General features: G+C 70.8%; 22 protein-coding genes. 10 read left to right on the top strand and 12 right to left on the bottom strand.

The genetic code is table 11. The features are described from left to right. The first annotated feature begins 69 nt into the window (after positions 1 to 69). Positions 70 to 1,128 (top strand): LLM class flavin-dependent oxidoreductase, encoded by a 1,059-nt coding sequence (locus OG241_RS46850; protein ID WP_405824856.1) that lies wholly within the window; start codon positions 70 to 72, stop codon positions 1,126 to 1,128. Here the strand turns inward: OG241_RS46850 and OG241_RS46845 are convergent. From OG241_RS46845 to OG241_RS46825, 5 genes are all read right to left on the bottom strand, one after another. Then, positions 1,092 to 2,006: a lysophospholipid acyltransferase family protein gene (locus OG241_RS46845; protein WP_405824854.1), complete on the bottom strand. Its 915-nt coding sequence runs from the start codon at positions 2,004 to 2,006 to the stop codon at positions 1,092 to 1,094. The two genes, OG241_RS46850 and OG241_RS46845, sit on opposite strands and share 37 nt — an antisense overlap. After that, positions 2,006 to 2,779 (bottom strand): GNAT family N-acetyltransferase, encoded by a 774-nt coding sequence (locus OG241_RS46840; RefSeq protein WP_405824853.1) that lies wholly within the window; start codon positions 2,777 to 2,779, stop codon positions 2,006 to 2,008. The genes OG241_RS46845 and OG241_RS46840 overlap by 1 nt, the downstream gene beginning before the upstream one ends. 285 nt (positions 2,780 to 3,064) lie before the next feature. After that, positions 3,065 to 3,814 (bottom strand): succinate dehydrogenase/fumarate reductase iron-sulfur subunit, encoded by a 750-nt coding sequence (locus tag OG241_RS46835; protein ID WP_405824851.1) that lies wholly within the window; start codon positions 3,812 to 3,814, stop codon positions 3,065 to 3,067. Continuing rightward, a complete protein-coding gene (locus tag OG241_RS46830; protein ID WP_405824849.1) occupies positions 3,811 to 5,763 on the bottom strand; it encodes a fumarate reductase/succinate dehydrogenase flavoprotein subunit in 1,953 nt (650 codons plus the stop codon). Before OG241_RS46830 ends, OG241_RS46835 begins: the two co-directional genes overlap by 4 nt. A gap of 1 nt (position 5,764) precedes the next feature. Continuing rightward, complete coding sequence (locus tag OG241_RS46825) at positions 5,765 to 6,436, bottom strand: succinate dehydrogenase (protein ID WP_405826819.1); 672 nt, start codon at positions 6,434 to 6,436, stop codon at positions 5,765 to 5,767. A gap of 130 nt (positions 6,437 to 6,566) precedes the next feature. Between OG241_RS46825 and OG241_RS46820 the strand changes: the two genes are divergently transcribed. Next, entirely contained in the window at positions 6,567 to 7,451 is an 885-nt protein-coding gene (locus OG241_RS46820; protein WP_405824847.1) for a LysR family transcriptional regulator, read from the top strand. Positions 7,452 to 7,538: 87 nt separating this feature from the next. Here the strand turns inward: OG241_RS46820 and OG241_RS46815 are convergent, their stop codons facing one another. The 3 genes from OG241_RS46815 to OG241_RS46805 form a co-directional block, all read right to left on the bottom strand. Continuing rightward, entirely contained in the window at positions 7,539 to 9,683 is a 2,145-nt protein-coding gene (locus tag OG241_RS46815; protein WP_405824845.1) for a putative bifunctional diguanylate cyclase/phosphodiesterase, read from the bottom strand. Beyond that, the gene (locus OG241_RS46810; protein WP_405824843.1) at positions 9,680 to 10,492 is read right to left on the bottom strand and encodes an SAM-dependent methyltransferase; all 813 of its coding nucleotides are present in this window, start codon (positions 10,490 to 10,492) and stop codon (positions 9,680 to 9,682) included. The genes OG241_RS46815 and OG241_RS46810 overlap by 4 nt, the downstream gene beginning before the upstream one ends. A gap of 368 nt (positions 10,493 to 10,860) precedes the next feature. After that, positions 10,861 to 11,859, bottom strand: coding sequence for an SCO0930 family lipoprotein (locus tag OG241_RS46805; protein WP_405824841.1), 999 nt, complete (start codon positions 11,857 to 11,859; stop codon positions 10,861 to 10,863). Positions 11,860 to 12,132: 273 nt separating this feature from the next. On the opposite strand from OG241_RS46805, the gene OG241_RS46800 reads away from it, so the two are divergent. The 3 genes from OG241_RS46800 (at position 12,133) to OG241_RS46790 (ending at position 14,450) form a co-directional block, all read left to right on the top strand. Beyond that, a complete protein-coding gene (locus tag OG241_RS46800) occupies positions 12,133 to 12,870 on the top strand; it encodes a hypothetical protein (protein WP_405824839.1) in 738 nt (245 codons plus the stop codon). An 18-nt stretch (positions 12,871 to 12,888) separates the two neighbouring features. Continuing rightward, complete coding sequence (locus OG241_RS46795; RefSeq protein ID WP_405824837.1) at positions 12,889 to 13,653, top strand: hypothetical protein; 765 nt, start codon at positions 12,889 to 12,891, stop codon at positions 13,651 to 13,653. A gap of 272 nt (positions 13,654 to 13,925) precedes the next feature. Beyond that, complete coding sequence (locus OG241_RS46790) at positions 13,926 to 14,450, top strand: hypothetical protein (RefSeq protein WP_405824836.1); 525 nt, start codon at positions 13,926 to 13,928, stop codon at positions 14,448 to 14,450. A 74-nt stretch (positions 14,451 to 14,524) separates the two neighbouring features. On the opposite strand, the gene OG241_RS46785 is transcribed toward OG241_RS46790, so the two are convergent. Further along, the gene (locus tag OG241_RS46785) at positions 14,525 to 15,013 is read right to left on the bottom strand and encodes a hypothetical protein (RefSeq protein ID WP_405824834.1); all 489 of its coding nucleotides are present in this window, start codon (positions 15,011 to 15,013) and stop codon (positions 14,525 to 14,527) included. Between the two features lie 331 nt (positions 15,014 to 15,344). On the opposite strand from OG241_RS46785, the gene OG241_RS46780 reads away from it, so the two are divergent. Further along, the gene (locus OG241_RS46780) at positions 15,345 to 16,007 is read left to right on the top strand and encodes a class F sortase (protein WP_405824833.1); all 663 of its coding nucleotides are present in this window, start codon (positions 15,345 to 15,347) and stop codon (positions 16,005 to 16,007) included. Positions 16,008 to 16,052: 45 nt separating this feature from the next. Here the strand turns inward: OG241_RS46780 and OG241_RS46775 are convergent, their stop codons facing one another. Continuing rightward, complete coding sequence (locus OG241_RS46775) at positions 16,053 to 16,898, bottom strand: polysaccharide deacetylase family protein (RefSeq protein ID WP_405824831.1); 846 nt, start codon at positions 16,896 to 16,898, stop codon at positions 16,053 to 16,055. A gap of 144 nt (positions 16,899 to 17,042) precedes the next feature. Here OG241_RS46775 and OG241_RS46770 point away from each other — a divergent pair, with 144 nt between their 5' ends. From OG241_RS46770 to OG241_RS46755, 4 genes are all read left to right on the top strand, one after another. Continuing rightward, complete coding sequence (locus tag OG241_RS46770; RefSeq protein WP_405824829.1) at positions 17,043 to 17,519, top strand: universal stress protein; 477 nt, start codon at positions 17,043 to 17,045, stop codon at positions 17,517 to 17,519. 153 nt (positions 17,520 to 17,672) lie between these two features. After that, a complete protein-coding gene (locus OG241_RS46765; protein ID WP_405824827.1) occupies positions 17,673 to 18,221 on the top strand; it encodes a sigma-70 family RNA polymerase sigma factor in 549 nt (182 codons plus the stop codon). Between the two features lie 147 nt (positions 18,222 to 18,368). Beyond that, positions 18,369 to 18,884, top strand: a complete 516-nt coding sequence (locus tag OG241_RS46760) for a hypothetical protein (protein ID WP_405824825.1) — start codon at positions 18,369 to 18,371, stop codon at positions 18,882 to 18,884. 139 nt (positions 18,885 to 19,023) lie between these two features. Continuing rightward, a complete protein-coding gene (locus OG241_RS46755) occupies positions 19,024 to 19,677 on the top strand; it encodes a zf-HC2 domain-containing protein (protein ID WP_405824823.1) in 654 nt (217 codons plus the stop codon). Between the two features lie 78 nt (positions 19,678 to 19,755). Here OG241_RS46755 and OG241_RS46750 read toward each other — a convergent pair whose 3' ends face one another. Together OG241_RS46750 and OG241_RS46745 are read right to left on the bottom strand one after the other, a co-directional pair. Then, complete coding sequence (locus OG241_RS46750) at positions 19,756 to 20,619, bottom strand: Fpg/Nei family DNA glycosylase (RefSeq protein WP_405824821.1); 864 nt, start codon at positions 20,617 to 20,619, stop codon at positions 19,756 to 19,758. Positions 20,620 to 20,650: 31 nt separating this feature from the next. Then, complete coding sequence (locus OG241_RS46745; protein ID WP_405824819.1) at positions 20,651 to 22,738, bottom strand: SpoIIE family protein phosphatase; 2,088 nt, start codon at positions 22,736 to 22,738, stop codon at positions 20,651 to 20,653. Between the last annotated feature and the right edge of the window lie 19 nt (positions 22,739 to 22,757).

The following is a 22,757-nucleotide window of genomic DNA, read 5'->3' as shown; positions in this document are numbered from 1 at the left end:
GAGTCGCGAGGAATACGGGCGTCCGGGAGATCGCTGACACGGACACACCCGAGGACGTCCGGAGCCGTTATGCCGAACCCAGCAGATCAACCGGAGCAGCCGCAGCGACCGGGTCCGGGCGCGGTGCTGTCCGCGACCCGGTTCTCCGTGCTCGACCGGTCCCGTACGCGGGAAGGGCGCCCGGACGCCGAGGCCCTGCGGGACACGGTGGCACTGGCCCGGGAGGCGGAACGGCTCGGCTTCCACCGGTTCTGGGTCTCCGAGCACCACGGCGTGCCCGGGGTCGCCGGTTCCGCGCCGACCGTGCTGGCGGCGGCCGTGGCGGCGGCGACCCGTACGATCCGGGTCGGCACCGGCGGCGTCATGCTGCCCAATCACCAACCCCTGGTCGTGGCCGAGCAGTTCGGGGTCCTGGAGTCCCTGTTCCCGGGCCGGATCGACATGGGGCTCGGCCGCTCGGTGGGCTTCACCGACGGGGTGCGCCGGGCGCTGGGCCGTGACAAGGAGGTGGCCGAGGACTTCTCGGCCCAGCTCGACGAGCTGCTCGGCTGGTTCGGCGGCACCTCACCGACCGGGGTGCACGCCCGTCCCGCGACCAGTCCCTCCGGGGCGATCGCGGTTCCGCCCTTCGTGCTCGCCATGGGCGAGGGCGCCTCGATCGCCGCCCGGGCGGGCCTGCCCATGGTCATCGGGGACCTGCGTTCCCGTGAGCGGATGCTGCGCGGCATCGACACCTACCGTGCCGGTTTCCGGCCCTCGGCCTGGGCGAGCGAGCCCTACGTCGTCATCTCGGGCACGGTCGCGGTGGCCGCCACGACCGAGGAGGCCCGGCGGATCCTCGTCCCGGAGGCCTGGTCGATGGCGTACTCCCGCACGCACGGCACCTTCCCGCCGCTGCCGCCCGCCGACCGGGTCGAGTCCCGCACGATGACCGCCAAGGAGCGCGGCTTCTACGAGTCCGGCCTCGTGGGCCAGCTCGCCGGAACGGCGGACGAGGTGGCCCACGAACTGGAGACGGTGGTGAAGGAGACGGGCGCACAGGAGGTTCTGGTCACGACCAGCACATACGACCGGACAGCCCTGCTGGACTCCTACCAGAGGCTGGCCGGCCTGTTCCGAGCCGGCTGACCGCCCCTGTGAAGGAGTGACGGCGCAGCCAGTCTCTCCTTCACAGGGGCGCGGGGAACTGCGCGACCAGCCACAGCGAGCCCGCACCCGCCCGCAACCGGATGCTGCCCCAGCGGCAGCTGGGCCGCTCGGGCCAGAGCCCGCCGGTCCGGGTGGCTGCCCGGCGCTATGGCGTCCCGTACCCCGACCTCCGCGACCAGCCCACGCGCCGACACCACCCGCCACACCGACGTGAGCAGCGAGTCCTCACCGACGAAGGCGGGCGCCGTACTGGCCGCTCCCCCGGCGAGCCGGTAGTGCAGATGCACCGGCTGGACGGGCACGCCCGCGTCCAGCGCGGCCTGGAACACCGCCCGGCGGAAGTGTCCCTGCGCCTTGCCGCACCAGGTGCTGCCCTCGGGGAAGGCGACGACCGCCGTGCCCTCGCGCAGTGCGTCGGCGATCTTCGCGACGGTCTGCGGCAGCGCCCGCAGCCGGTCGCGCTCGATGAACAGCGCACCGCTGGTCGCGGTGAGCGCGCCCGCCACCGGCCAGTGCCGGATCTCGGCCTTGGCGAGCATCCTGGCCGGCCGTACGGCGGCCAGCAACGGGATGTCCAGCCAGGAGATGTGGTTGGCGACCAGCAGCACGCCCCCGGTGGGCGGGGTGGGGCCGGTCACCCGGAGCCGGACGCCCGCGGCCCGCACGATGGTGCAGGCCCAGCGCCGCACCCACCCGGCAGGGATCAGCCTGCCGAGCGGGCACAGCACGATCCCCGCGAGCAGGACGACCAGGACGGTCACCAGTCGCAGCACGGCCAGGGGTGGGGCCGTCGTGGAACCCTCCGTCTCCACGCACGTCCTCGGGGTGCAGGGCGCGCTGGGCAGCCAGACGCTCATCAGGCCGGGACGAGGGAGAGGAAGTGCCGCAGATAGCGCTGGTTGATCCGGCGCATCGACAGCAGTACGTACAGGTCGGCGACCCCGAAGTCCGGGTCGTGGGCGGGCTCCCCGCAGACCCAGGCGCCGAGGCGGACGTAGCCGCGCAGGAGCGGAGGCAGTTCGGTGCGGCCGGCGGGACGGGTCACACCCTCGGCGGACCAGGGCAGCAGCGGCCGTACCCGGTACTCCTCCGGGGCCAGGTTCTTGGCCTGGACGCGGTCCCAGGTGCCGGCGGCGACGGTGCCACCGTCGGAGAGCGGGATGGAGCAGCAGCCGGCCAGCCAGTCGTGGCCGCGGTCGACCATGTAGCGGGCGATTCCGGCCCAGATGAGGCCGATGACCGCGCCGTCGCGGTGGTCGGGGTGGACGCAGGAGCGGCCGACCTCGACGAGCCCGGGGCGGATCGCGTCGAGCGGGGAGATGTCGAACTCGCCCTCGGAGTACAGGCGTCCGGCGATGGCCGCCCGTTCCGGGGGCAGCAGTCGGTAGGTGCCGACGACCTGGCCGGTGAGGGTGTCGCGGACCAGCAGGTGGTCGCAGTAGGCGTCGAAGGGGTCGATGTCGAGGCCGGGCTGCGGGGAGGACAGCAGGGCGCCGAGCTCACCGGCGAAGACGTCGTGGCGCAGCCGCTGTGCGGCTCGTACGTCGTCCTCGTCGCGGGCGAGGGTGACGGTGTAGCGGGTGGGTGTGGCGGGGAGCGGGGGACGTTCGATGGTGGAAACGCCGGTCATGGCTCTCTCCTGGTCACGGGCCGGGGACGGCGAGGGGTGAGCTGGCCGGTCCCGTTACGTCCGGCCGTATCAGTTCTGCCGACCTCGGCTGTCCTGCGCGTGACTCTCGAAGGGAGAGCGGGTGTGGGCTTGTTGAATGCCAGGGGTGCCTGGCGGGACCGGCAATGAGCACCACTCCCGGTCCCGCCCCGTCGCACCCTTGTCGGCGAACGGTCACTGGAGCCCCCGATAGGGGCGCGGGGAACTGCGCGACCAGCCACGACGGACGCGCACCCGACAACGGCCCTATCGGCTCGCCTCTCTCCGAGCAGCTCGCAGCCACTCCTTGTTCATCCCGGTGATGGAGACGAGGGGGATGCCCTTCGGGCAGGCGGTGGCGCACTCCCCGGCGAGCGTGCAGCCGCCGAAGCCCTCCTCGTCCATCTGGGCGACCATGTCGAGCACCCGGGTCTCGCGCTCGGGCGCCCCCTGCGGCAGCACGTTCAGGTGGTTGACCTTGGCGGAGGTGAAGAGCATGGCCGCGCCGTTCGGGCAGGCGGCCACGCAGGCGCCGCAGCCGATGCACTCGGCGTGTTCGAAGGCGAAGTCGGCGTCCGGTTTCGGTACGGGGGTGGCGTGGGCCTCGGGGGCGGCGCCGGTCGGGGCGGTGACGTAGCCGCCGGCCTGGATGATCCGGTCGAAGGCGGACCGGTCCACGACGAGATCCTTCACCACGGGGAAGGCGGCGGCGCGCCACGGTTCGACGTCGATGGTGTCGCCGTCGGTGAAGGACCGCATGTGGAGCTGGCAGGTGGTGGTGCGCTCGGGCCCGTGCGCGTCGCCGTTGATGACGAGGGAGCAGGCGCCGCAGATGCCCTCGCGGCAGTCGTGGTCGAAGGCGACCGGGTCGTCGCCCTTGAGGATGAGTTCCTCGTTGAGGGTGTCGAGCATCTCCAGGAAGGACATGTCGGCCGAGATGCCGTCCACCTCGTACGTGGACATGGCGCCGTCGGCGTCGGCGTTGCGCTGGCGCCAGACGCGCAGGGTGAGCTTCATGCGTAGCTCCGCTGGGTGGGGTGGACGTACTCGAAGACAAGGACTTCCTTGTGCAGGACGGGAGCCGTGCCCGTCCCGGTGAACTCCCAGGCGGCGGCGTACGAGAACTCGTCGTCCCTGCGCTCCGCCTCGCCGTCCGGGGTCTGGGACTCCTCGCGGAAGTGGCCGCCGCAGGACTCGGCGCGGTGCAGGGCGTCGAGGCACATCAGCTCGGCGAGTTCCAGGTAGTCGACGACGCGGTTGGCCTTCTCCAGCGACTGGTTGAACTCCGCGCCGGTGCCCGGGACCTTGATGCGCCGCCAGAACTCCTCCCGGATCTGCGGGATTCGGCTCAGTGCCTTGCGCAGCCCGCTGTCGCTGCGGGCCATTCCGCACAGCTCCCACATCAGTTCGCCGAGTTCACGGTGGAAGGAGTCGGGGGTGCGGTCGCCGTCGACGGCCAGCAGGAGGTTCAGCCGGTCCTCGGTCTCGGCCAACACCTCCTGTACGACGGGGTGTTCGGCGTCGACGGGGTCCTGGCCGGGGTTGCGGGCCAGGTAGTCGTTGATGGTGGCCGGGAGGACGAAGTAGCCGTCCGCGAGGCCCTGCATCAGCGCGGAGGCGCCGAGCCGGTTCGCGCCGTGGTCGGAGAAGTTGGCCTCGCCGATCGCGAACAGGCCGGGGACGGTGGTCTGGAGGTCGTAGTCGACCCAGAGTCCGCCCATCGTGTAGTGCACGGCGGGGTAGATCCGCATGGGGACCGTGTAGGGATCCTCGGCGGTGATCCGCGCGTACATGTCGAAGAGGTTGCCGTACTTCTCCTCGACCGCTTTTCGTCCCATCCGCCGGACGGCGTCGGCGAAGTCGAGGTAGACACCCTGGCCGCCGGGGCCCACTCCCCTGCCCTCGTCGCACACGTTCTTGGCGGCGCGGGAGGCGATGTCACGCGGTACCAGGTTGCCGAAGGAGGGGTAGATCCGCTCCAGGTAGTAGTCGCGTTCGTCCTCGGGGATCTCGTTCGCGGGCCGCCGGTCCCCCTTGGCCTTCGGCACCCAGATGCGGCCGTCGTTGCGCAGCGACTCGCTCATCAGGGTGAGCTTGGACTGGTGGTCGCCGGTGCGCGGAATACAGGTCGGATGGATCTGGGTGAAGCAGGGGTTGGCGAAGTGGGCGCCGCGCCGGTGCGCCCGCCAGACGGCGGTGGCGTTGGAGTTCATGGCGTTCGTGGACAGGTAGAAGACGTTGCCGTAGCCGCCGGAGGCGAGGACGACCGCGTCCGCGAAGTGGCTGGAGATCTCCCCGGTGATCAAATCCCGGGCGACGATCCCCCGGGCCCGCCCGTCGACGACGATCAGGTCGAGCATCTCTGTGCGGGCGTGCATCTCGATGTTCCCGGCGGCGATCTGCCGGCTCAGTGCCTGGTAGGCGCCGAGCAGCAGTTGCTGTCCGGTCTGGCCGCGGGCGTAGAAGGTCCGGGAGACCTGGACCCCGCCGAAGGAGCGGGTGTCGAGCAGTCCGCCGTACTCACGCGCGAAGGGCACGCCCTGGGCGACGCACTGGTCGATGATCTCGACGGAGATCTGCGCCAGCCGGTGCACGTTGGACTCGCGGGCCCTGAAGTCGCCGCCCTTGACGGTGTCGTAGAACAGCCGGTGGACGGAGTCGCCGTCGTTGCGGTAGTTCTTCGCCGCGTTGATGCCACCTTGGGCGGCGATCGAGTGGGCGCGGCGCGGGGAGTCCTGGTAGCAGAACTGGACGACGTGGTAGCCCTGTTCGGCGAGCGTGGCACCCGCGGAGCCTCCGGCCAGCCCGGTGCCGACGACGATGACGGTGTGCTTGCGGCGGTTGGCGGGGTTGACCAGCTTGGCCTCGAAACGGCGCCTGTCCCAGCGCTCGCCCACGGGGCCGGCGGGCGCTTTGTGGTCGACGAGGGGCTCACCGGTCGTGAACTCGGTGTATTCGGACGTCATTTCAGCTCACCACTCCGGTCATGACGCCCACGGGTACGGCGAGGAAGCCGGCCGTGAGCAGCAGCGCGAGAACGTTGGCGACGGTTTTGAGGGCGCGGTCGCGGGTGCGGCTGCCGACGCCGAGCGTCTGGGCGGCGCTCCAGAAGCCGTGCCGGATGTGCAGGCCGAGGGCGAGCATCGCGACGATGTAGATGACGTTGCCGTACCAGGTGGAGAAGGTGTCGACGACGTTCTGGTAGGGGTGGCCCGGCTGGAAGCCGCCGGAGTGGACGGTGCCAGTGGTCAGGTCGAGGACGTGCCAGACGATGAACAGGCCGAGGATGATCCCGCCCCAGCGCATGGTGCGTGTCGCGTAGCTCGCCCGCGCCTTCCTGTGCACGTACTTGCTGGGGCGGGCCCTCAGGTCGCGGCGGCTGAGCTGGTAGGCGGAGGTGGCGTGGGCGACGACTGCCACCACGAGCGCGACGCGCACGAGCCAGAGCGTCCACTCGTAGTGCATGAAGGGCTCGCCGACCGTGCGCAACCAGTGGGCGTAGTGGTTGAACTCGCCGGGCCCGAAGAAGATCTTCAGGTTGCCGATCATGTGGACGACGAGATACAGCAGCATGATCAGGCCGCTCACGGCCATCACGGTCTTCTTGCCGACGGAGCTGTCCCACACGGTGCGTGCCATGGACGGCCGTCGGTCCGTCCGCGTTGCCAGAGCCATGGGTCAGACGCTAGGCCGCACGCCCCCGATCGGTCCAAGACATGGTCCGGCTCGTTTCCATAGCCACAGCCTATGCAGGGCCTATCCTGAACCCATGCAGTTCCAGCAGCTCCAGTACTTCGTGGCGGTCGCCGAGACGCGGCACTTCACCCGGGCCGCGGATCTCGTCCATGTGGCGCAGCCGTCGCTCTCCCAGCAGATCAAGTCGCTGGAACGGGAGTTGGGGGCCGAGCTGTTCCTGAGAGCGCGCGGCAACATCACCCTCACGGACGCCGGCGAGGCGCTCCTCCCGCTCGCCCGGCGCATCCTGGCCGACGCGGACACGGCCCGGCACGAGGTGCAGGAACTGGTCCAGCTCCGGTCCGGCCGGATCCGGCTGGGCGCGACGCCGAGCCTGTGCACGGGTCTGCTGCCGGACGTGCTGCGCGCCTTCCACGACCGCTATCCCGGCATCCGGCTGCTGATCGAGGAGGGCGGCTCGCACGATCTCGTACGGGAGCTGGCGCGCGGTGCCCTGGACCTGGCCCTGGTCGTCCTCCCGCTGCCGACCCCGTCCCCGGCGCTCACCACGCTGGAGGTCCTGCGCGAGGACCTGGTGGTGGTGTCGTCCCCGGACGCGCCCGCACCCGGCCGGGGCCGGCGGACCGTCCGTGTCGCCGACCTGGAGGGCGAGCGCCTGGTGATGTTCCGGCACGGCTACGACCTGCGCGAGCTGACCGTGGCGGCGTGTCGCTCCGCCGGGTTCGAGCCGGAGTTCGCGGTGGAGGGCGGGGAGATGGACGCGGTGCTGGGTTTTGTGCGGGCGGGGCTGGGCGTGGCCGTCGTACCGCGCATGGTGGCCGGCCGGTCGGGGCGGGGGCTCAGGGTCACGCCTCTTGCCCGGCCCGGGCTGTTCCGGGCAATCGCGCTCGCCCATCGCAGTGATGTGGCTCCGCCTCGGGCGGCTCGGGAGTTGCAGCGGATGCTACTTGAGCGGTAGCGCTGCGCAGGCCAGGGGGCGCGAGGTAGTGGACCCAGTTCCGGTAGTACGTGGCTGGTCGCGCAGTTCCCCGCGCCCCTGGGTGGGTCACCCTGTCGCGTCCACCAAGGCCAGGTCGTGGAGGCGCTCGGGCGGGCCCGGGCGGGCGTAGTACCAGCCCTGGGCCGTGTCGCAGCCCAGTATGCGGAGCTGCTCCGCCTGGGCGCCCGTTTCCACGCCCTCGACCGTGACGGTGAGGTTCAGGCTGTGGGCGAGGGAGACGATCCCCTCGACGATCTTGAGGTCGACGGGGTCCGCCGGGAACTGCTGCATCCCCTGGGTGAAGGAGCGGTCGAGCTTGAGGATGCTCACGGGGAGGCGGCGCAGGTTCGCCAGGTTGGAGTAGCCGGTGCCGAAGTCGTCCAGGGCGATGTCGACGCCCATCTCGGCGAGGCGGCGCAGAGGTTTGAGGAGGTCGTCGTCGGCGCCGATCAACGCCGACTCCGTCACCTCCAGGCACAGCGCCTCGGGTGCCAGGCCCGCCCGTTCCAGGATGTCGACGGTGTCCTGCACCAGCCCGGGGTGGGTGAGCTGACACGGGGACAGGTTGACGTTGATGCGCAGCGGGCCCCCGCCCGGGTGTCCCCCGAACTGCTCCTGCCAGTCGCGGGCCTGACGCACCGACTGCTCCAGGACCCAGCGGCCGAGCGGGACGATCAGGCCGGTGTGTTCGGCGAGCGGGATGAAGCGGTCGGGGCCGAGGACACCGTGCTGCGGGTGCAGCCAGCGCACCAGTGCCTCGGCGCCACTCACGCTGCCGTCACCGAGGTGGACGAGCGGCTGGTACTCGATGAAGAACTCACTGCGGTCCAGGGCGGCCGGCAGCGCGGTGGTGAGACCGTGGCGGGTGATCGCCCTCAAGTCGGCTTCGGGATCGGCGAGTTCGAAGCGGTTGCCGCCCGCCGACTTGGCCCGGTACATGGTGATGTCGGCGCTGCGCAGTACCTCCGCCGGGCCGCGCTCCCCCGCCGGGCCCTCGACGATGCCGATGCTGCCGCGCACGGTCAGCTCCCGGCCGTCGACGCTGACCGGCGCGATCATCGCGTTCATGATGCGGGCGGCGAGGTCGTCGACCTCTCGTTCGGTGTCGGGGCCGGTGGTCAGCGCCACGAACTCGTCACCGCCCAGCCGGGCCACCATCTCGCCCGGCGCGGTCGCACAGGACTGGAGCCGGTCGGCGACCTCGACGAGCAGCCGGTCGCCGGCCGCGTGGCCGAGGCTGTCGTTGATGGTCTTGAAGCCGTCGAGGTCGAGATAGCACAGGCCGAAGCGCTGGCCCTCGCCCGCGGCCAACGCCTTCTCCAGGCGTTCGAAGAACAGGGTGCGGTTGGGCAGCCCGGTGAGCGCGTCGTGCGTGGCCTCGTACCGCAGCCGGAGGTTGAGGAGCCGGCGCTCGGTCGTGTCCTCCATCAGCGCCAGCTGGTACTGCGGACGGCCGTCGGCGTCGCGCAGGAGGGAGACCGTGAGGTTGGTCCACAGGACCGTTCCGTCGGGGCGGTAGAACGCCTTCTCGACGTGGTAGTGCTCGCGTTCGCCGCGGACGAGTTCGTCGTAGAGACGCCAGACCTGCGGGGCGTCGTCCGGGTGGGTCCACTCCGGGACCCTGCGGCCCCGTACGGTCTGCTCCGAGCCGCCGAACATACGTTGCAGCGCGCCGTTGATCTGCAGGATGTTGCCGTCGAGGTCCGCGATGCCGATGCCTATGGCCGCGCCCTCGAAGACGGCACGGAAGCGGGCCTCGCTGTCGTGCAGCGCCTCGGCGACCGCGCTGCGCGCACTCTGCGCGGCCCAGGCGATGGCCTCCTGCTCGGCCAGTGTCCGGTCGCGCAGCGCGCCGGCGTAGCCGGCGGCCATGGCGTGCTGGAGCCTCGACGAGCGGGCGCGCAGGTCCTCCTGCGGGCCGTCCGCACCGCAGTAGAGCACCAGGTAGGCGTCCACGCAGTCGAGCGAGCGCAGAAGCGTCTCGGGGTCGGTGCAGTGCGCGGAGACCAGCGCGGCGCCGACCGCCCGGCCCTCCTCGGCGTCGAACGTCCTGGCTCGCAGCGCCTCGCTCAACCGCCCGGCGAGCGGCAGGAGTTGCTCCTCGAACTCCGGCCGGGTGAGCGAGGTGGAGGTCGCCTGGTACACCGCCCGGCTCCAGATGGTCGCGAACCTGCGCAGTCTGTCCTGGGGGCCGTCCGGCTCCGCGGTCATGCCTTGCGCCCCACGCCGGCGAATCCGGAGAACGCGTACGCGTCGTCGTCCTCCGGTGCCGTCTCCGGCCGCCAGCGCGGCATCGGCACCAGTCCCGGTTCCACCATGTCGTACCCCTCGAAGAACCGCGCGATCGCATCGCGCGAACGCATGACCAGCGGATTGCGAATGTCCTTGTACACGTCGACCGCGCCCTCGGCCCGCTCCGGCGGCAGCGGGATTCCCTCGTACGAGGCATGCGTCAGGACGAGCAGACTGCCGGGCGCGAGCGCGTCGCGCAGCTCGGCGACCGCCGCGTACGGGTCGTCCGTGTCTTCCACGAAGTGCAGTATGGCAACGAGAAGCAGGGCCACTGGCCGGTTTTGGTCGATCAGGCTCTGCACCTGGGGGCTGTCCAGGATCTCCCGGGGCTTGCGCAGATCGGCGGCGAGGACGTCCGCGTGCTCGTCGCCGGCCAGTACCGCCCGGCTGTGGGCGACGGCGACCGGGTCGTGGTCGACGTACATCACCCGCGCCTCGGGGATCACCTCCCGGGCCACTTCGTGGACGCTGCCGAAGGTGGGAATGCCCGAGCCGATGTCGAGGAACTGGGTGATGCCCTCGGCGGCCGCGAAGCGGACGGCCCGGCGCATGAACGCGCGGTTCGCCTGCATGATCTTCGGAAGTCCCGGCATGAACTCCATGGCCCGGCGGGCGGCTTCCCGGTCGACCTCGAAGTTGTGCGATCCGCCCAGGTAGAAGTCGTAGATCCGGGAAACGCTCGGCACCGAGATGTCGATGCCCCGGGGGGCCCAGGCGGGACGCTCCATCTATCTCTCTCCCAGGAGTTGGCAGGCGTTGGCGGACCAGTGTTCGAGCTGAGGTTACTGATCGCCCGCCAAAGGAGCGAGCGGAAACGGAAATTGACCATCCGTTCCCGGTCACTGCCCGCGGCACGTGCCGAATTGACGTACCGCGAACTCTCTACGAAATGTATCCGGAGCATTCCAAAGAGTTCTCAAGGGTTACGAAGTATGGCTGCCGACTCCCGCCGAAATACGGCGAGTCGGGGACGATTCGCCGACAGATCGCCTTACTTACCGGCGAGTTGTGGACATGCCGAAGCGGCCTGCGCCCTTCTTCCCGCACGGAGTGTGCGGGAAGAAGGGCGCAGGCCCGGAGAAGTCCGTTCGCCCTGTTACTGGTTGGGCGCTCCGACCAGCTTGCCGTCGGGTGCCACGGCGTACCAGGTGCCGCCGACGCCCTGGCCGTTGGTGTCGCCGGGCTTCTTGTCGTTGATGAAGGTGTAGATGGGCGAGCAGTTGAGGGTCTGCTGGCTGGCACCGTTGTCGGGCCGGGTGAAGTTCATGTAGCCCTTCTCCGGGATGCCCTTGGTGTCCTTGAAGGCGACCGGTGAGACGACCGGCCACTTGTCCAGGCAGGCGCCGACACAGGCGGACACCGGCTTCGGCCAGGCCTGGTCCTTCAGGAAGCGGTAGACCGTCATGCCCTTCTTGTCGACGACGATCGTGCCGAGCTTGGGGTCGTTGCGGGTGGACAGGCCGGGCAGCGCGGCGAGCGTCGCCTTCTTGCCGTCAGGAGCGAGGCCGTACCACTTGCCGCCCACACCCTGGCCCTTGATGTCGCCGGGCGAGGTGTCCTTGGCGTAGTAGTAGGCGGCCCAGCCGCCGACGGTGAGCTGCTTGGTGCCGTCGGAACGGGTCACCTCGCCCAGGAGCGCGGAATCGACACCGGCTCCGGCCGAGACGTCGTCCGCCGGAACCGGCGGCCACGCGGTGGCGCAGTCGCCGTCACAGTTGGACTTCGGCGGTTCGGCCGTGTCCGCGTCGAAGCGGTAGAGCGTACGGCCGCTGCTGCTGGCCAGCACCTTGCCGACCGCAGCGCTCGCGACCACGTTCAGCTGGCCCGCCGACGCCGAGTTGCCGGCGGCGGCCTGCTCTCCGTTGGCCGCCGCACCGGTGTCAGTACCGGTGTCGGTGCCCGTGTCCGTACCCGTGCCTGTTCCGGCGGTGCTGGTACCGGCCACGGAGCCGTAGCCGCCGCCGGCGGCGGGAGCCGCGGCGCCGACGTTCTGGCTGCTCGTGTCCGTGCCCTTGTCCTGACCGCACGCCGTCGTCAGCACCAGCACGGCCGCAGCTGACGCTACGAGTGAGGCGCTCCGCCAGGAGGTCTTCATTACGTACTCCCCGTAATCGTTAGGGTGTTGCGACGCCCTGCTGGGCCGCCGCACGGTCCTAGATACGGGCGGCGATGGTCACCGTGTTCAACCGCGGCACAAAATTCTTTCCGAAACCTGTGGCCCCACCTGTCACAGCTCGCACACGGGGACGATCAACGGCCGCACCTAGAACGGGTGATCCAAACCGCTGCACCACATATGTCACTCGTTCGGGGCAACCTCCTCGCGCTCCCGCGCGCGCGGGAGCGCCCAGCACACATGATCTTCGTCGTGTATGGACCCACACGGACCCGATTCGCCCCCGCCATACGGGTATTGGCGCTGCTGGGCCTGACCTGGCTGCTCGTCGGCATGCCCGTCGGGACGGCCGAGGCGACGACATGCGTCTCCGTCTCCACCGGCTCGGGCAGCGACACCTCGGTGACGCTCACCGGGAACGGTGCCACGGTCACGGTCGGCACCGGTGTCCCGGTCGACGCCGCGGACGGCTGGTCGGTCAGCGCGGGCAACGGTGGAGCGGCCGTCACCGGGAACGGTACGGCGGTCGTCGTCGGCACCGGTTCCTGGTGCCCGACCCCGACACCGACACCGCCCTGCCCCACACCGACGCCGACTCCCCCACCGACGCCAACGCCCACGCCGGAACCTCCGCCACCCCCGAAACCGAGGCCCACGCCCACTCCCACACCCACCCCGAAGCCCACTCCCCCGCAGAAGCCGACGCCGGCGCCCGAGCCGAAGCCACCGGCCGCGCCGCCCGCCCCGGCACCCCGGCCGACCCCGAGTCCGCCGCCGCCCCCCGCTCCGGCACCCGCACCCGCGCGCACACCGACGCGCACCCCGGAACCGAGCCCGAGCCCGACCGCGTCACCGGCTGCGGTGTCGTATCCGCCCTACCGCGTGTCCGCCCACAAACGGACCGTCCGCGGCGGCCCCTCGCTGGTCTCGTTCACCCTGCTCATCACCCTGCCAGCCGTGATCGCCGTCGCCGCGCTGCGTCCGCGCTGACCCCTTGGAGGCATCCCCTTGTCGGAATGGCTTGTTCTCGCCCTCGCGATCGCGGCCGCGTGCGTGGTCGTCATCCTCATCACCTTCGTACGGGACCGCAGGGCCCCCGAGGACGAGGATCCGTCCGAGACCCCGGACGTGATCGAGTACATGACGATGTGGATCGGCGTGGTGTACGCCATCGTGCTGGGTCTGGCCATCGCCGGCGTCTGGGAGGCGCGCGGCGTCGCCCAGGACCACGTCTCGACTGAGGCCCACGCACTGCACGAGATCTCCGAGCGGGTCCGCGTCTACCCGCCCGACGTCCGTGACCGTATTCGGGACGACGTCAACGCCTATGTCGGACACGTCGTCAAGACCGAGTGGCAGGAGATGGCGGACAACGGCCAGGTCACCAAGCGCGGCGACCACTTGCTGGAGCGCGTCCGCGTCGACGTCACCGACTACGAGCCGACGACGGACTTCCAGGCCCAGGCCTACCAGCCGCTCCTCGACCAGGTGACCACCGCGGACCAGGCACGCGCGGCCCGCGCCGACTCGACCGGGCCGACCATGCCCGGCGTCGTCTGGTTCGGCCTGATCGCGGGTGCCGTGATCACGGTCGGCATGATCTTCGCCCTCCAGATCCGCCGCACACCCCGCGAACTGATCCTGGCCGGGCTCTTCTCCACCCTGATCGCCTTCCTGCTCTTCCTGATCTGGGACTTCGACGCGCCCTACAGTCGCGGCATCACGGCCACGGCGGATCCGTTCCTGGCGCTCTTCCCGGGCGCGGGCCGCTGACCGTCCGAGGACCGGCACCGATGGACTGACCGATCGACTGACGGTTCCTCACCGCACGCCCTGCGGGGGACACGCGCCACACGCGCGTGTCCCCCGCTTCGCTCAACAAGGTCCCCTGAGCGGCCCACATCCATGCCCCATTCGCACGACACCGATCGCGCATACGCACACGCGTTCCTAGCGTTTCGGTCATCGAGGTGCATTCTGGCGCGACCGGTACGGCGCGAGCGGAAGACGTCCGCAGCTGCTCCTCGGGGACCCGGAGGACCCATATGCACGCGATACGCGTCGCCTCGGCCGCACTGCTGGGCGTCACCGCCCTCGCCTTCGCCGCACCCGCCGCCCAGGCCGCCGTCATGAACAACGACGTCACGTCGTTCGGCTTCAGTGTCGTGCCCTCGACCATCGCGGCGGGCGGACAGGTCACCCTGCGCGTGGACGGCTGCAACGACGACACGCGGGTGTCCTCCGGAGTCTTCGATCCGGTCACCATCCCCAAGGGACACAAGTCGGCGCGGGCGAATGTCGACTGGGACGCCAAGCCGGGGGCCTCGTACCGGGTGACGTTCAACTGCGGCGGGGAGAGCGGCCGCACCGACCTCACCATCGCGATCGGGCGCCCCAGCGAGCCGACGCAGTACCCCCTGCCGGTGCAGCGGGGTGTGCACGCGGGCGAGGGCGGCAGCGTCGCCGGCTTCGACCTCAAGGAGATCGGCCTCGGCGCCGCGCTCATCGCGGGGTCCCTGACCGTGGCGTACCGCCTCTCACGCCGCCGCACGGGCGACGACAACGCCTGACGAGCCGGCACGGGCTCAGCCCTTCGCCCCGGACCCTGACGGGTTCCGGGGCGAAGGGCTGAGAATTGCGAGTGTCAGATCCGGGTCTCGGACCGGCGGCGCATCCAGAACACCCCGCCACCGACGAGCGCGGCGGCCACCAGCCCGCCTCCGATCGCCATGTCGGCCGGCGTGGCCCCGGCGGAACTGCTGCCACCGAGCCCGCCCTGGACCCCGCCGATCACCGTGAACACGCTGGTGAAGGTCTTCGTCCGGTTCTCGCAGTTGGTGGTGACGCTGTACGAACCCGCGGTGGCGTTCGAGTTGACGGTCACCGTCGCCGTCGCCGTGTTGCCGCCCATGGACCTGAACCTGGCTGTCGGGAAGGCGTTGGAACTGATGGTGCTGCCTTGCACGGTGCAGGCCGAACCATTGGCCGTGAGCACCAGCTGACCGCCCGGCGCGATGACGCTCGGTGCGGCGGTGACGCTGGACGGCTGGTCCCAGGCCGAGGCCGCCGGGGCGGCGAGCCCCACCGCGGCAGCCGTGGCGGCAGCCACCACCAGGGCACGAGTAGTACGCATGTGAACCTCCGCGGAAGGCGCCCCGGGACCCGTCCCCGGTCGATCGGCGAGAAAACGCCTCCCAGACGAACCCTCAGATGCCGTGCGCGCAGCCGCATTTCGGGAATGGTCCGTCCTGGTGAGAGGACACGCCGAAGGAAGACCGGACAATCAGATATTGCCGCAGGTCACGGACCGTCAGAAAAATACTTTCGGCGCCGACTCGGATGGCTCACCGATGACGGGCCCGCCACCCGTTCGCTGCTGCCCCGTCGCCGGTTTCCCGCCGGGCACTTAGCGTTCTGGTATGCGCGATTGACCGGGCGACGGCCGGGTCGAGAGGGGATGACGAATGTCTGCGTCGGAGCTGGCGGAAGAGGAGCAGCAGCGGAAGAGGCGCGCTCCGTGGGGCGTGATAGCGCTTGTTCTGCTGACCGGCCTCGCGCTCATCCGAAACGGTTCCGGAGAGTTCGACGTCGGTCCGCCGCAGCCCGCGTCGGCGGCGGCAGCGGACAGCCACCTCCCGGGCGGAACCTTCTCCGGTGTCCCGGCCGCACTGCCCTACTCCCTGGTCGACCGGGTGCGGATCCCGGCCATCCGGGTCGACGCCCCCCTTCTGCCGGTGGGTCTGGACGCGGCCGGGTGGGTGGACGCCCCGCCGCCGGAGGACCCCAATCTGGCCGGCTGGTTCACCGGCGCGGTGTCACCGGGTGAGAAGGGCACCGCCGTGATCGTCGGCCATGTCGACAACAAGCAGGGCCCCGCCGTTTTCTACGGACTCGGGGCCCTCAAGAAGGGACATCGCGTCGAGGTCCAGCGCCAGGACGGAAAGGTGGCCGTTTTCGAGATCTACGGCATCGAGGTCTTCGAGAAGAACAACTTCCCCGGCGACCGTGTCTACGGCAGCAAGAACACCCCCGAATTGCGGGTCATCACCTGTGGGGGCGGTTTCTCCAAACAGAACGGCTACGCCGGGAACGTCGTGGTGTTCGCCCGCCTGGTCGAGGTTCGCTGAGCGTTCCTCGGCCGGGCGGGCGAAAGCCCGTGGTCGGCGACGCGGTTATGTGTAATGCCGTGTCGGTACGGTGATGTGGTACCCGGAATCGAGCAGGTCCGGCAGATAGTCGCGCAGCGCCCGGACGCTCTGCGAGCGGTTGCCGCCCGCGTCGTGCGAGAGCACCACGACACCCGGGGCGGCGCCGCGCTCGACCCGGTCGACGATGGTGCGGGCGCCCGGGGCCATCCAGTCGAGGGTGTCGACGGTCCAGGCGAGCGGCTCCATGCCGAGTTCGGCGCCGAGCTGGAAGGCGGCCCGGTTCCAGGCGCCGTAGGGGGCGCGGAACCAGGCGGGCGCCTCGCCACAGGCGTCCTCGATGACCTCGCTGGTGCGTTCCATCTGGGAACGGATCTCGGAGCGGGTGAGGCGCGTCAGCAGCGGGTGGTCCCACGTGTGGTTGCCGACGACGTGCCCGTCGTCGGTCATCTCGGCGAGCAGGTCCTTGTTGCCGACCGCCATCTCCCCGCACACGAAGAACATCGCGCGGACGTCGTGCTCGCGCAGGGTCCGCAGGATGTCCGGGGTGTAGCGGGGGTCGGGGCCGTCGTCGAAGGTCAGCACCATGGTGCGGCCACGTCCCGACACGCGCAGCAGCGGCTCGTGGCGTACCAGGGTGCGTCCGTGGGCGACGTCGTGCGGCGGCCCGTAACCGGTGAGGGGTTCGAGGCGGTACGCGGAGGGCTTGAGCGCTTGGTGGGCCGGGGGGCCCGCGGCGGGGGCGGCGGGCCGGGCGGCCGGGGTCGTGTCCTGGCCGGTGGTGAGCAGCGCGGCCGTACCGGCCGCTCCCACGGCGGCGGCTCCGCCGATCATCAACGCCCGGCGCCGTGTGAGCAACTGATCCTTCGTCATGACTCATCAGTCGCCCGCGCCGGTCCCGGCGCCCCGCATCGACACCGGTGCGGCGGCAGGAAAGCACCCGCCTGGACCAGTACGCCCCGGTCACGCCCTCCCCCGCGCGTCCCGTCCGCCCCCGGCTCCCGATAGCCTCGCAGCGTGACGGAACAGCAGCACTCACCCCAGGACGGGCACCAGTTCGAGCGGGGCACGGACGGTCCGAAGGTCATCGTGGTCGGCGTCGACGGCTCCGACTCGTCGGCCCGTGCCGCCGCCTACGCCGCGGGGCTGGCCCGGCGCCAGCACGCGCTGCTCGCCCTGGTGTACGTACAGCCGGTGATGGCGGCGGGCGCCGCGTTCGGGGCGCCCGTGGCGGAGACGACGGACCGCATCGCGGAGGATCTCATCGCGCAGATCCGGGAGTCGACCGAGCAGGTCAAGGGGATATTCGACATCCGCTGGGAGTTCCACACCTTTCGCGGGGACCCGTACACCGGCCTGGTGAAGGCGGCCGACGACCTCAAGGCGGACGCGGTGGTCGTCGGCGCGTCCGAGCAGGCGGGCCACCGGATCATCGGTTCGGTCGCGATCCGGCTGGTGAAGGCGGGCCGCTGGCCGGTCACGGTCGTGCCGTAGCCCCGACGCCGGCGTCCGGGTCCGCCTCGGTGCCGGATGAGGAACCCGCCGTTCAGACCGTTCGTCGCACCGTTCGTCGACGGGTCCGACCGTCCGCCGCACATTCCGGTCCACGGTCTGTCCCGAATCGGGGCCTTGCGATGCCATACGGCCATGACGGCCGGAACCACCATCACCCACGGGACGACGACCGCCGAGCACGAGCTGGCCGCGCTGCAGCGCGAGCACGGCCGACCGCTCTTCGCCCTGCTGCTGCGTCTGTGCGACGGCGACCGGCAGCGCGCCGAGGACCTGGTGCAGGAGACCCTCGTACGCGCCTGGCAGCACCCCGAGGCGCTGCGCGCCGACGACTTCGAGTCCGTACGGCCATGGCTGCTGACCGTCGGGCGACGGCTCGCCATCGACGCGCGGCGGGCCCGGCAGGCACGGCCCGCCGAGGTCGGCGACGCGATCCTGGAGAGCGCGCGGGTGTGCGCCGATCACGCGGAACGGTCGGCGGCGACGCTGGATGTGCGGGAGGCTGTGAAGACTCTCACTCCCGAGCATCGTGAAGTCCTGGTGCTGGTGTATTTCCAGGGGGCGAGTGTGGCGGAGGCCGCGACGGCACTCGGAATCCCGCCCGGTACGGTGAAGTCTCGCGCGTACTACGCGCTGCGCGCCCTGCGCCGGGTCCTACCGGGTTATGCGGCCGACCTGCGGTGAAACCGACGGTCGGGTCAAGCCTCGGCAAAGTGCCTTGCTGAGGACCATGGTTGAGCAATCAGCTGTCTTCATCGGTGTCCGGACCGGGTGACGGTCCCGGAGCCCGGGGTCGGGCGACGCGCACGCACCGGAGGAAGGCAGGAAGGGATGCTGCACAGAGGTCAAGAGAGCACGGACGGCACCGGCGGGGGCGAACTCACCGTCCCCATGGCCTGGTTGTACGCCGAGTACATCGCCGACGAGCTGTTGCGGACGGGCGACCTGATGCCGCCCACGTCCTTCGAGTTCCGTGCGGGCAGAGACGCGCTGGCCCTCACCATCTTCCTGTCCGACACCAGCGGTGAGCTCTCCGGCATCCGGGTCATCACTCAGCTGGAGAAGTGGCTTTCGCTTACGGCGTACGACCAGCCCTGGCAGGACTGGGTCCGCACACGTATTTCCAGGTTGGCGGCCGACGCACTCGCATCGAGAGCACCGGCCCCGGACTTGGATCTGGCGGCCGCCGCCTGGCGCTGGCTGGAGGAGACCGAGCTGCTCGCCCCGGATCTGGACGCCGTACCGGGTGGCGGGCCCGTGCTCGGTGAGGACGACGGACCGAAGGTGTGGACCCCCGCCTGGCGGCTGGGACTGCCTCTCGGGCATCTGGCGATCCATCTTTTTTAGAATCCGACCAATCCGCGGCCCCCTCCGCTCCGAACACCTTTGGTCTCGATTCGGTATGGGCCTTGAGTGATTCCGCTGCGCGGTGCGTACCGGTGGGAGCAACACCACCCCACCCGTACCATCGGCACGAGGATTCTGCATGAGGTCCCTGGAACGGCATCGCGACGTCGGCGCATACGCGCTCGGCGTGCTCGACGAGGCGGACGCCTTCCGCTTCGAGGACCACCTCATGGAGTGCCCCCAGTGCGCGGCCCATGTGACTGAATTCGGTCCCGCCACACGGCAGTTGCTGCTGTACCGGCGAGCCACGCCGCGCTCCGTGCACCCCATGGCCCAACCCGGTCCCACCCTGCTGGACAGGCTGCTCGGAGAAGTCGCGAACCGGCGGCGCGCCGGCCGGCGGCGCTGGCTGTACGCGGTCGCCGCGGCGGTGGTCTTCGCCGTGGCCGGCCCCGGCATCGCGATCATGGCGAGCGGCGACGCGGACCGGACGCAGCAGGTCGCCGCGACCGACGAGCGGTCGGGCGTCTGGGCACAGGTCACCAGCGAGAACACGGTCTGGGGCAGCCAGATCGAACTGAAGGTCAAGGACGGCGCCGGCCCCCGCGCCTGCCATCTCGTCGCCATCGCGGACGACGGCACGGAAGAGACGCTGACCAACTGGAACGTGCCCAAGCAGGACGCGCGGGCAAGCACGATGATGGGGGCGTCCACGTTTCACCCGGACCAGATCGATCGGTACGAGCTGCGTACGGCCGACGGGCTGCACCTGGTGACGCTCGACGCGCCCTGAGCACCTGCCTTCGCTGTCGTCGGTACTCTGCGGCGCCGTTGTGGCTGGTCGCGCAGTTCCCCGCGCCCCTTCAGGGCGCTACTTCAGCAGGCGTGACAATCTGCGGTCCGCCAGTGGTTTGCCTCCGGTCTGGCAGGTGGGGCAGTACTGGAGCGAGGAGTCGCTGAAGGAGACCTCGCGGACGGTGTCCCCGCACACCGGGCAGGGCTCGCCGGTCCGGCCGTGCACCCTCAGGCCGGTCTTCTTCTCCGCCTTCAGGCGTCCGGCCGCGAGGCCCCGGGAGCGCTCGACCGCCTCGGTGAGCGTCGTGCGCAGTGCCTCGTACAGCCGCCGGTTCTCCTCCGGTGTGAGTGAGGCGGCGAGCTTGAACGGGGACATCCGCGCGGCGTGCAGGATCTCGTCGCTGTAGGCGTTCCCCACCCCCGCCAGCAGGCTCTGGTCGCGCAGCGCGCCCTTCAACTGCCGCCGCTCTCCCGCCAGCAGACCGGCGAGGCGTGCCTCGTCGAAGTCGTCGGCGAGCGGGTCCGGACCGAGGCGGGCCACGCCGGGCACCTCCTGCGGATCGTGTACGACGTACACCGCGAGCCGCTTCTGGGTGCCGGCCTCGGTGAGGTCGAAGCCCTCGCCCGTCTCCAGGGCAACACGCAGTGCGAGCGGGCCTTTTCCGGGTTTCGGCGGGCCGTCGGGGAGGCGGTCGCGCCAGTGCAGCCAGCCCGCGCGGGCCAGGTGGGTCACGAAGTGCGGGCCGCCGTCCACTGTCAGGTCGAGGAACTTGCCGTGCCGGTGCACGGCTGTGACCTCGCGGCCCTCGAGGGCGGTGACCGGTGGGTCGTACGTCTTCAGGACGCTGATCGCGACGGGCAGCACACGGACCACCTCGTGGCCCACGAGCCGTTCGGTGAGGAAGTCCCTGAGCGCTTCGACCTCGGGCAGTTCCGGCATAGGTCCAGAGTGCCACCGCCCGCCCCGGCGCTCAGCTCGTGGGCGGCACCACGAACTCGCACCACACGACCTTGCCGCCGCCCCGCGCCTCGACGCCCCAGTCGTCGCCGAGGAGATCGACCAGGAGCAGACCGCGCCCGGAGACCCCGGACTCCCCCGCATCCCGGCGCCGCGGCAGCGCGCTGGAGGAGTCCTCGACCTCGACCCGCAGCCGACGTTCCGCGCCGCTCAGCACACGCAGCGTGACGACGGCCGCGCCCTCGGTGTGCATCAGGGTGTTGGTGATCAGTTCGTCCGCCACCAGTTCGACCTCGTCGGCCCGCTCATGGGCGCCCCAGGCCCGGACCGCCGCCCCGACCATGTGCCTGGCCTGGCTCAGCGCGTCGGGGTCGGCGGGTGCGACGTGCTGCTGGAGCCGTCCGCCGGACTGTACGGCGGGCAGGCCCTGGCGGCGCAGGAGAAGCAGGGCCACGTCGTCGTCCCCGCTTCGCTCGTCGGCCACCTCGATGAGGGAGTCGGCCATCTTCCAGACGCTGTCCGGGCCTGCCGCGATGAGTGCCATCAGGGTCCGCAGCCCGTCCTCCAGGTCGGCGCCGGGCTGCTCGATGAGTCCGTCGGTGCACAGCACCAGGGTCTCGCCGGGGTCCAGTTCGAGGGTGGCCACGGGGTAGTCGAGGCGCCCGAACTCTGCGGAGAGGCCGAGTGGGAGCCCACCGTCGACCGCGACGCGGCGGCAGGTGCCGTCGGCGCGCCGCACCAGCGGGTCGAGATGACCGGCCCGGACCGCCTGGACCACCCCGGTGGACAGGTCGGCCTCCGCGTACAGGCAGGTCGCGAAACGGTCCGTGTCGAGTTCGTGCAGGAAGACGGAGGCACGGGCCATCACCGTGGCGGGCGGGTGCCCCTCGGTCGCGTAGGCCTTCAGGACGATCCGCAGCTGGCCCATGACGGCCGCGGCGTGCGTGTCGTGGCCCTGGACGTCCCCGATGACCGCGCCGACCCGGCCGCCCGGCAGCGGGATCACGTCGTACCAGTCGCCGCCGATGTCGCGGCCCAGCTGGCCGCCGGAGGAGGCGGCACGGTAGCGGACGGCGATGTCGGCTCCGGGCACGGTGGGGATGGAACGCGGCAGCATGGCCTGCTGAAGGCTCTGCGCGAGGTCCTTCTCCTGCTCGTAGAGCATGGCCCGCTGGAGACTCTGCGCGATGCTGGTGCCGAGCGCCACGAGCACGGCGCGGTCCTCCGCCGAGAAGCCGTACCGGTCGTTGTAGAGCAGGCCCATCGCGCCGATCGGGCGGGCCTGGGCGATGAGCGGCAGATAGGCGGCCGAGGTGATGTTCAGGTCGGTGAGGTGCGGCCACAGGACCGGGTACCCGGCCGCGAACTCCTCCGGCGACTCGATGAAACGCGGGCTGAGGGTCCGTACGACGTCACCCATCGGGTAGGGCTCGTCGATGCGGGTGATGCGGGTGCCGGGCACGGAGGCGCCCACCGGGCCCTCGGCGACGAGCCGGATGCGGCCGGCCTCGACCAGACCCATGACCAGGCTGGCCGCTCCGAGGTGGGGGACGCCGTGGGAGTCGGTGAGGACGTCGATGACGTCCTCGACGGTGCGGGCGTGCGCGAGGGCCGCCGTGATGACCTGCACCACGTTGGTCTGGCGGCGCCTGGCCTCGTCCTGGGCGGCCTGTTCGGTACGGGCCTGGCTGTCCCGCAGCTCCTGTGTGGCGTCGCGGACGAGGCCGATGATCCGGCGCGGGCGGCCTGTCTCGTCACGGCGGATGTAGCCCTGGGTGTGGGTCCAGCGCAGGGTGCCGTCACGGCGGCGGACGCGGAAGTAGGCCCCGTAGTTCTCGCTGCCGTCCTTCATGGCCTCGGCGACGACGGAATCGAGCCGCCTGCCCTCCATCGGAGGCACCCGCACGGCCAGGCTCTCGGGGTGGCCGTCGTATTCCTCGGGGCGCAGATCGAAGATCTCGAACGCCAGGGCGTCCATGTGGAAAAGGCCCGCGTCCAGGTCCCAGTCGAACGTCCCCATGCGATTGAGCGCCAGAACCGGGTCCGGATGGGCGGGCCAGTCGTCCGGGAGTGACAGGGCGCTCGCTCCCCGATCAGCCATGCGCCCACCCTGTCAGTTT

Origin of the sequence: Streptomyces sp. NBC_01390 (genome assembly GCF_045040105.1) — a bacterium.
Taxonomy (GTDB): Bacteria; Actinomycetota; Actinomycetes; order Streptomycetales; family Streptomycetaceae; genus Streptomyces.
This window is presented reverse-complemented; position numbering and strand designations above follow the sequence as displayed.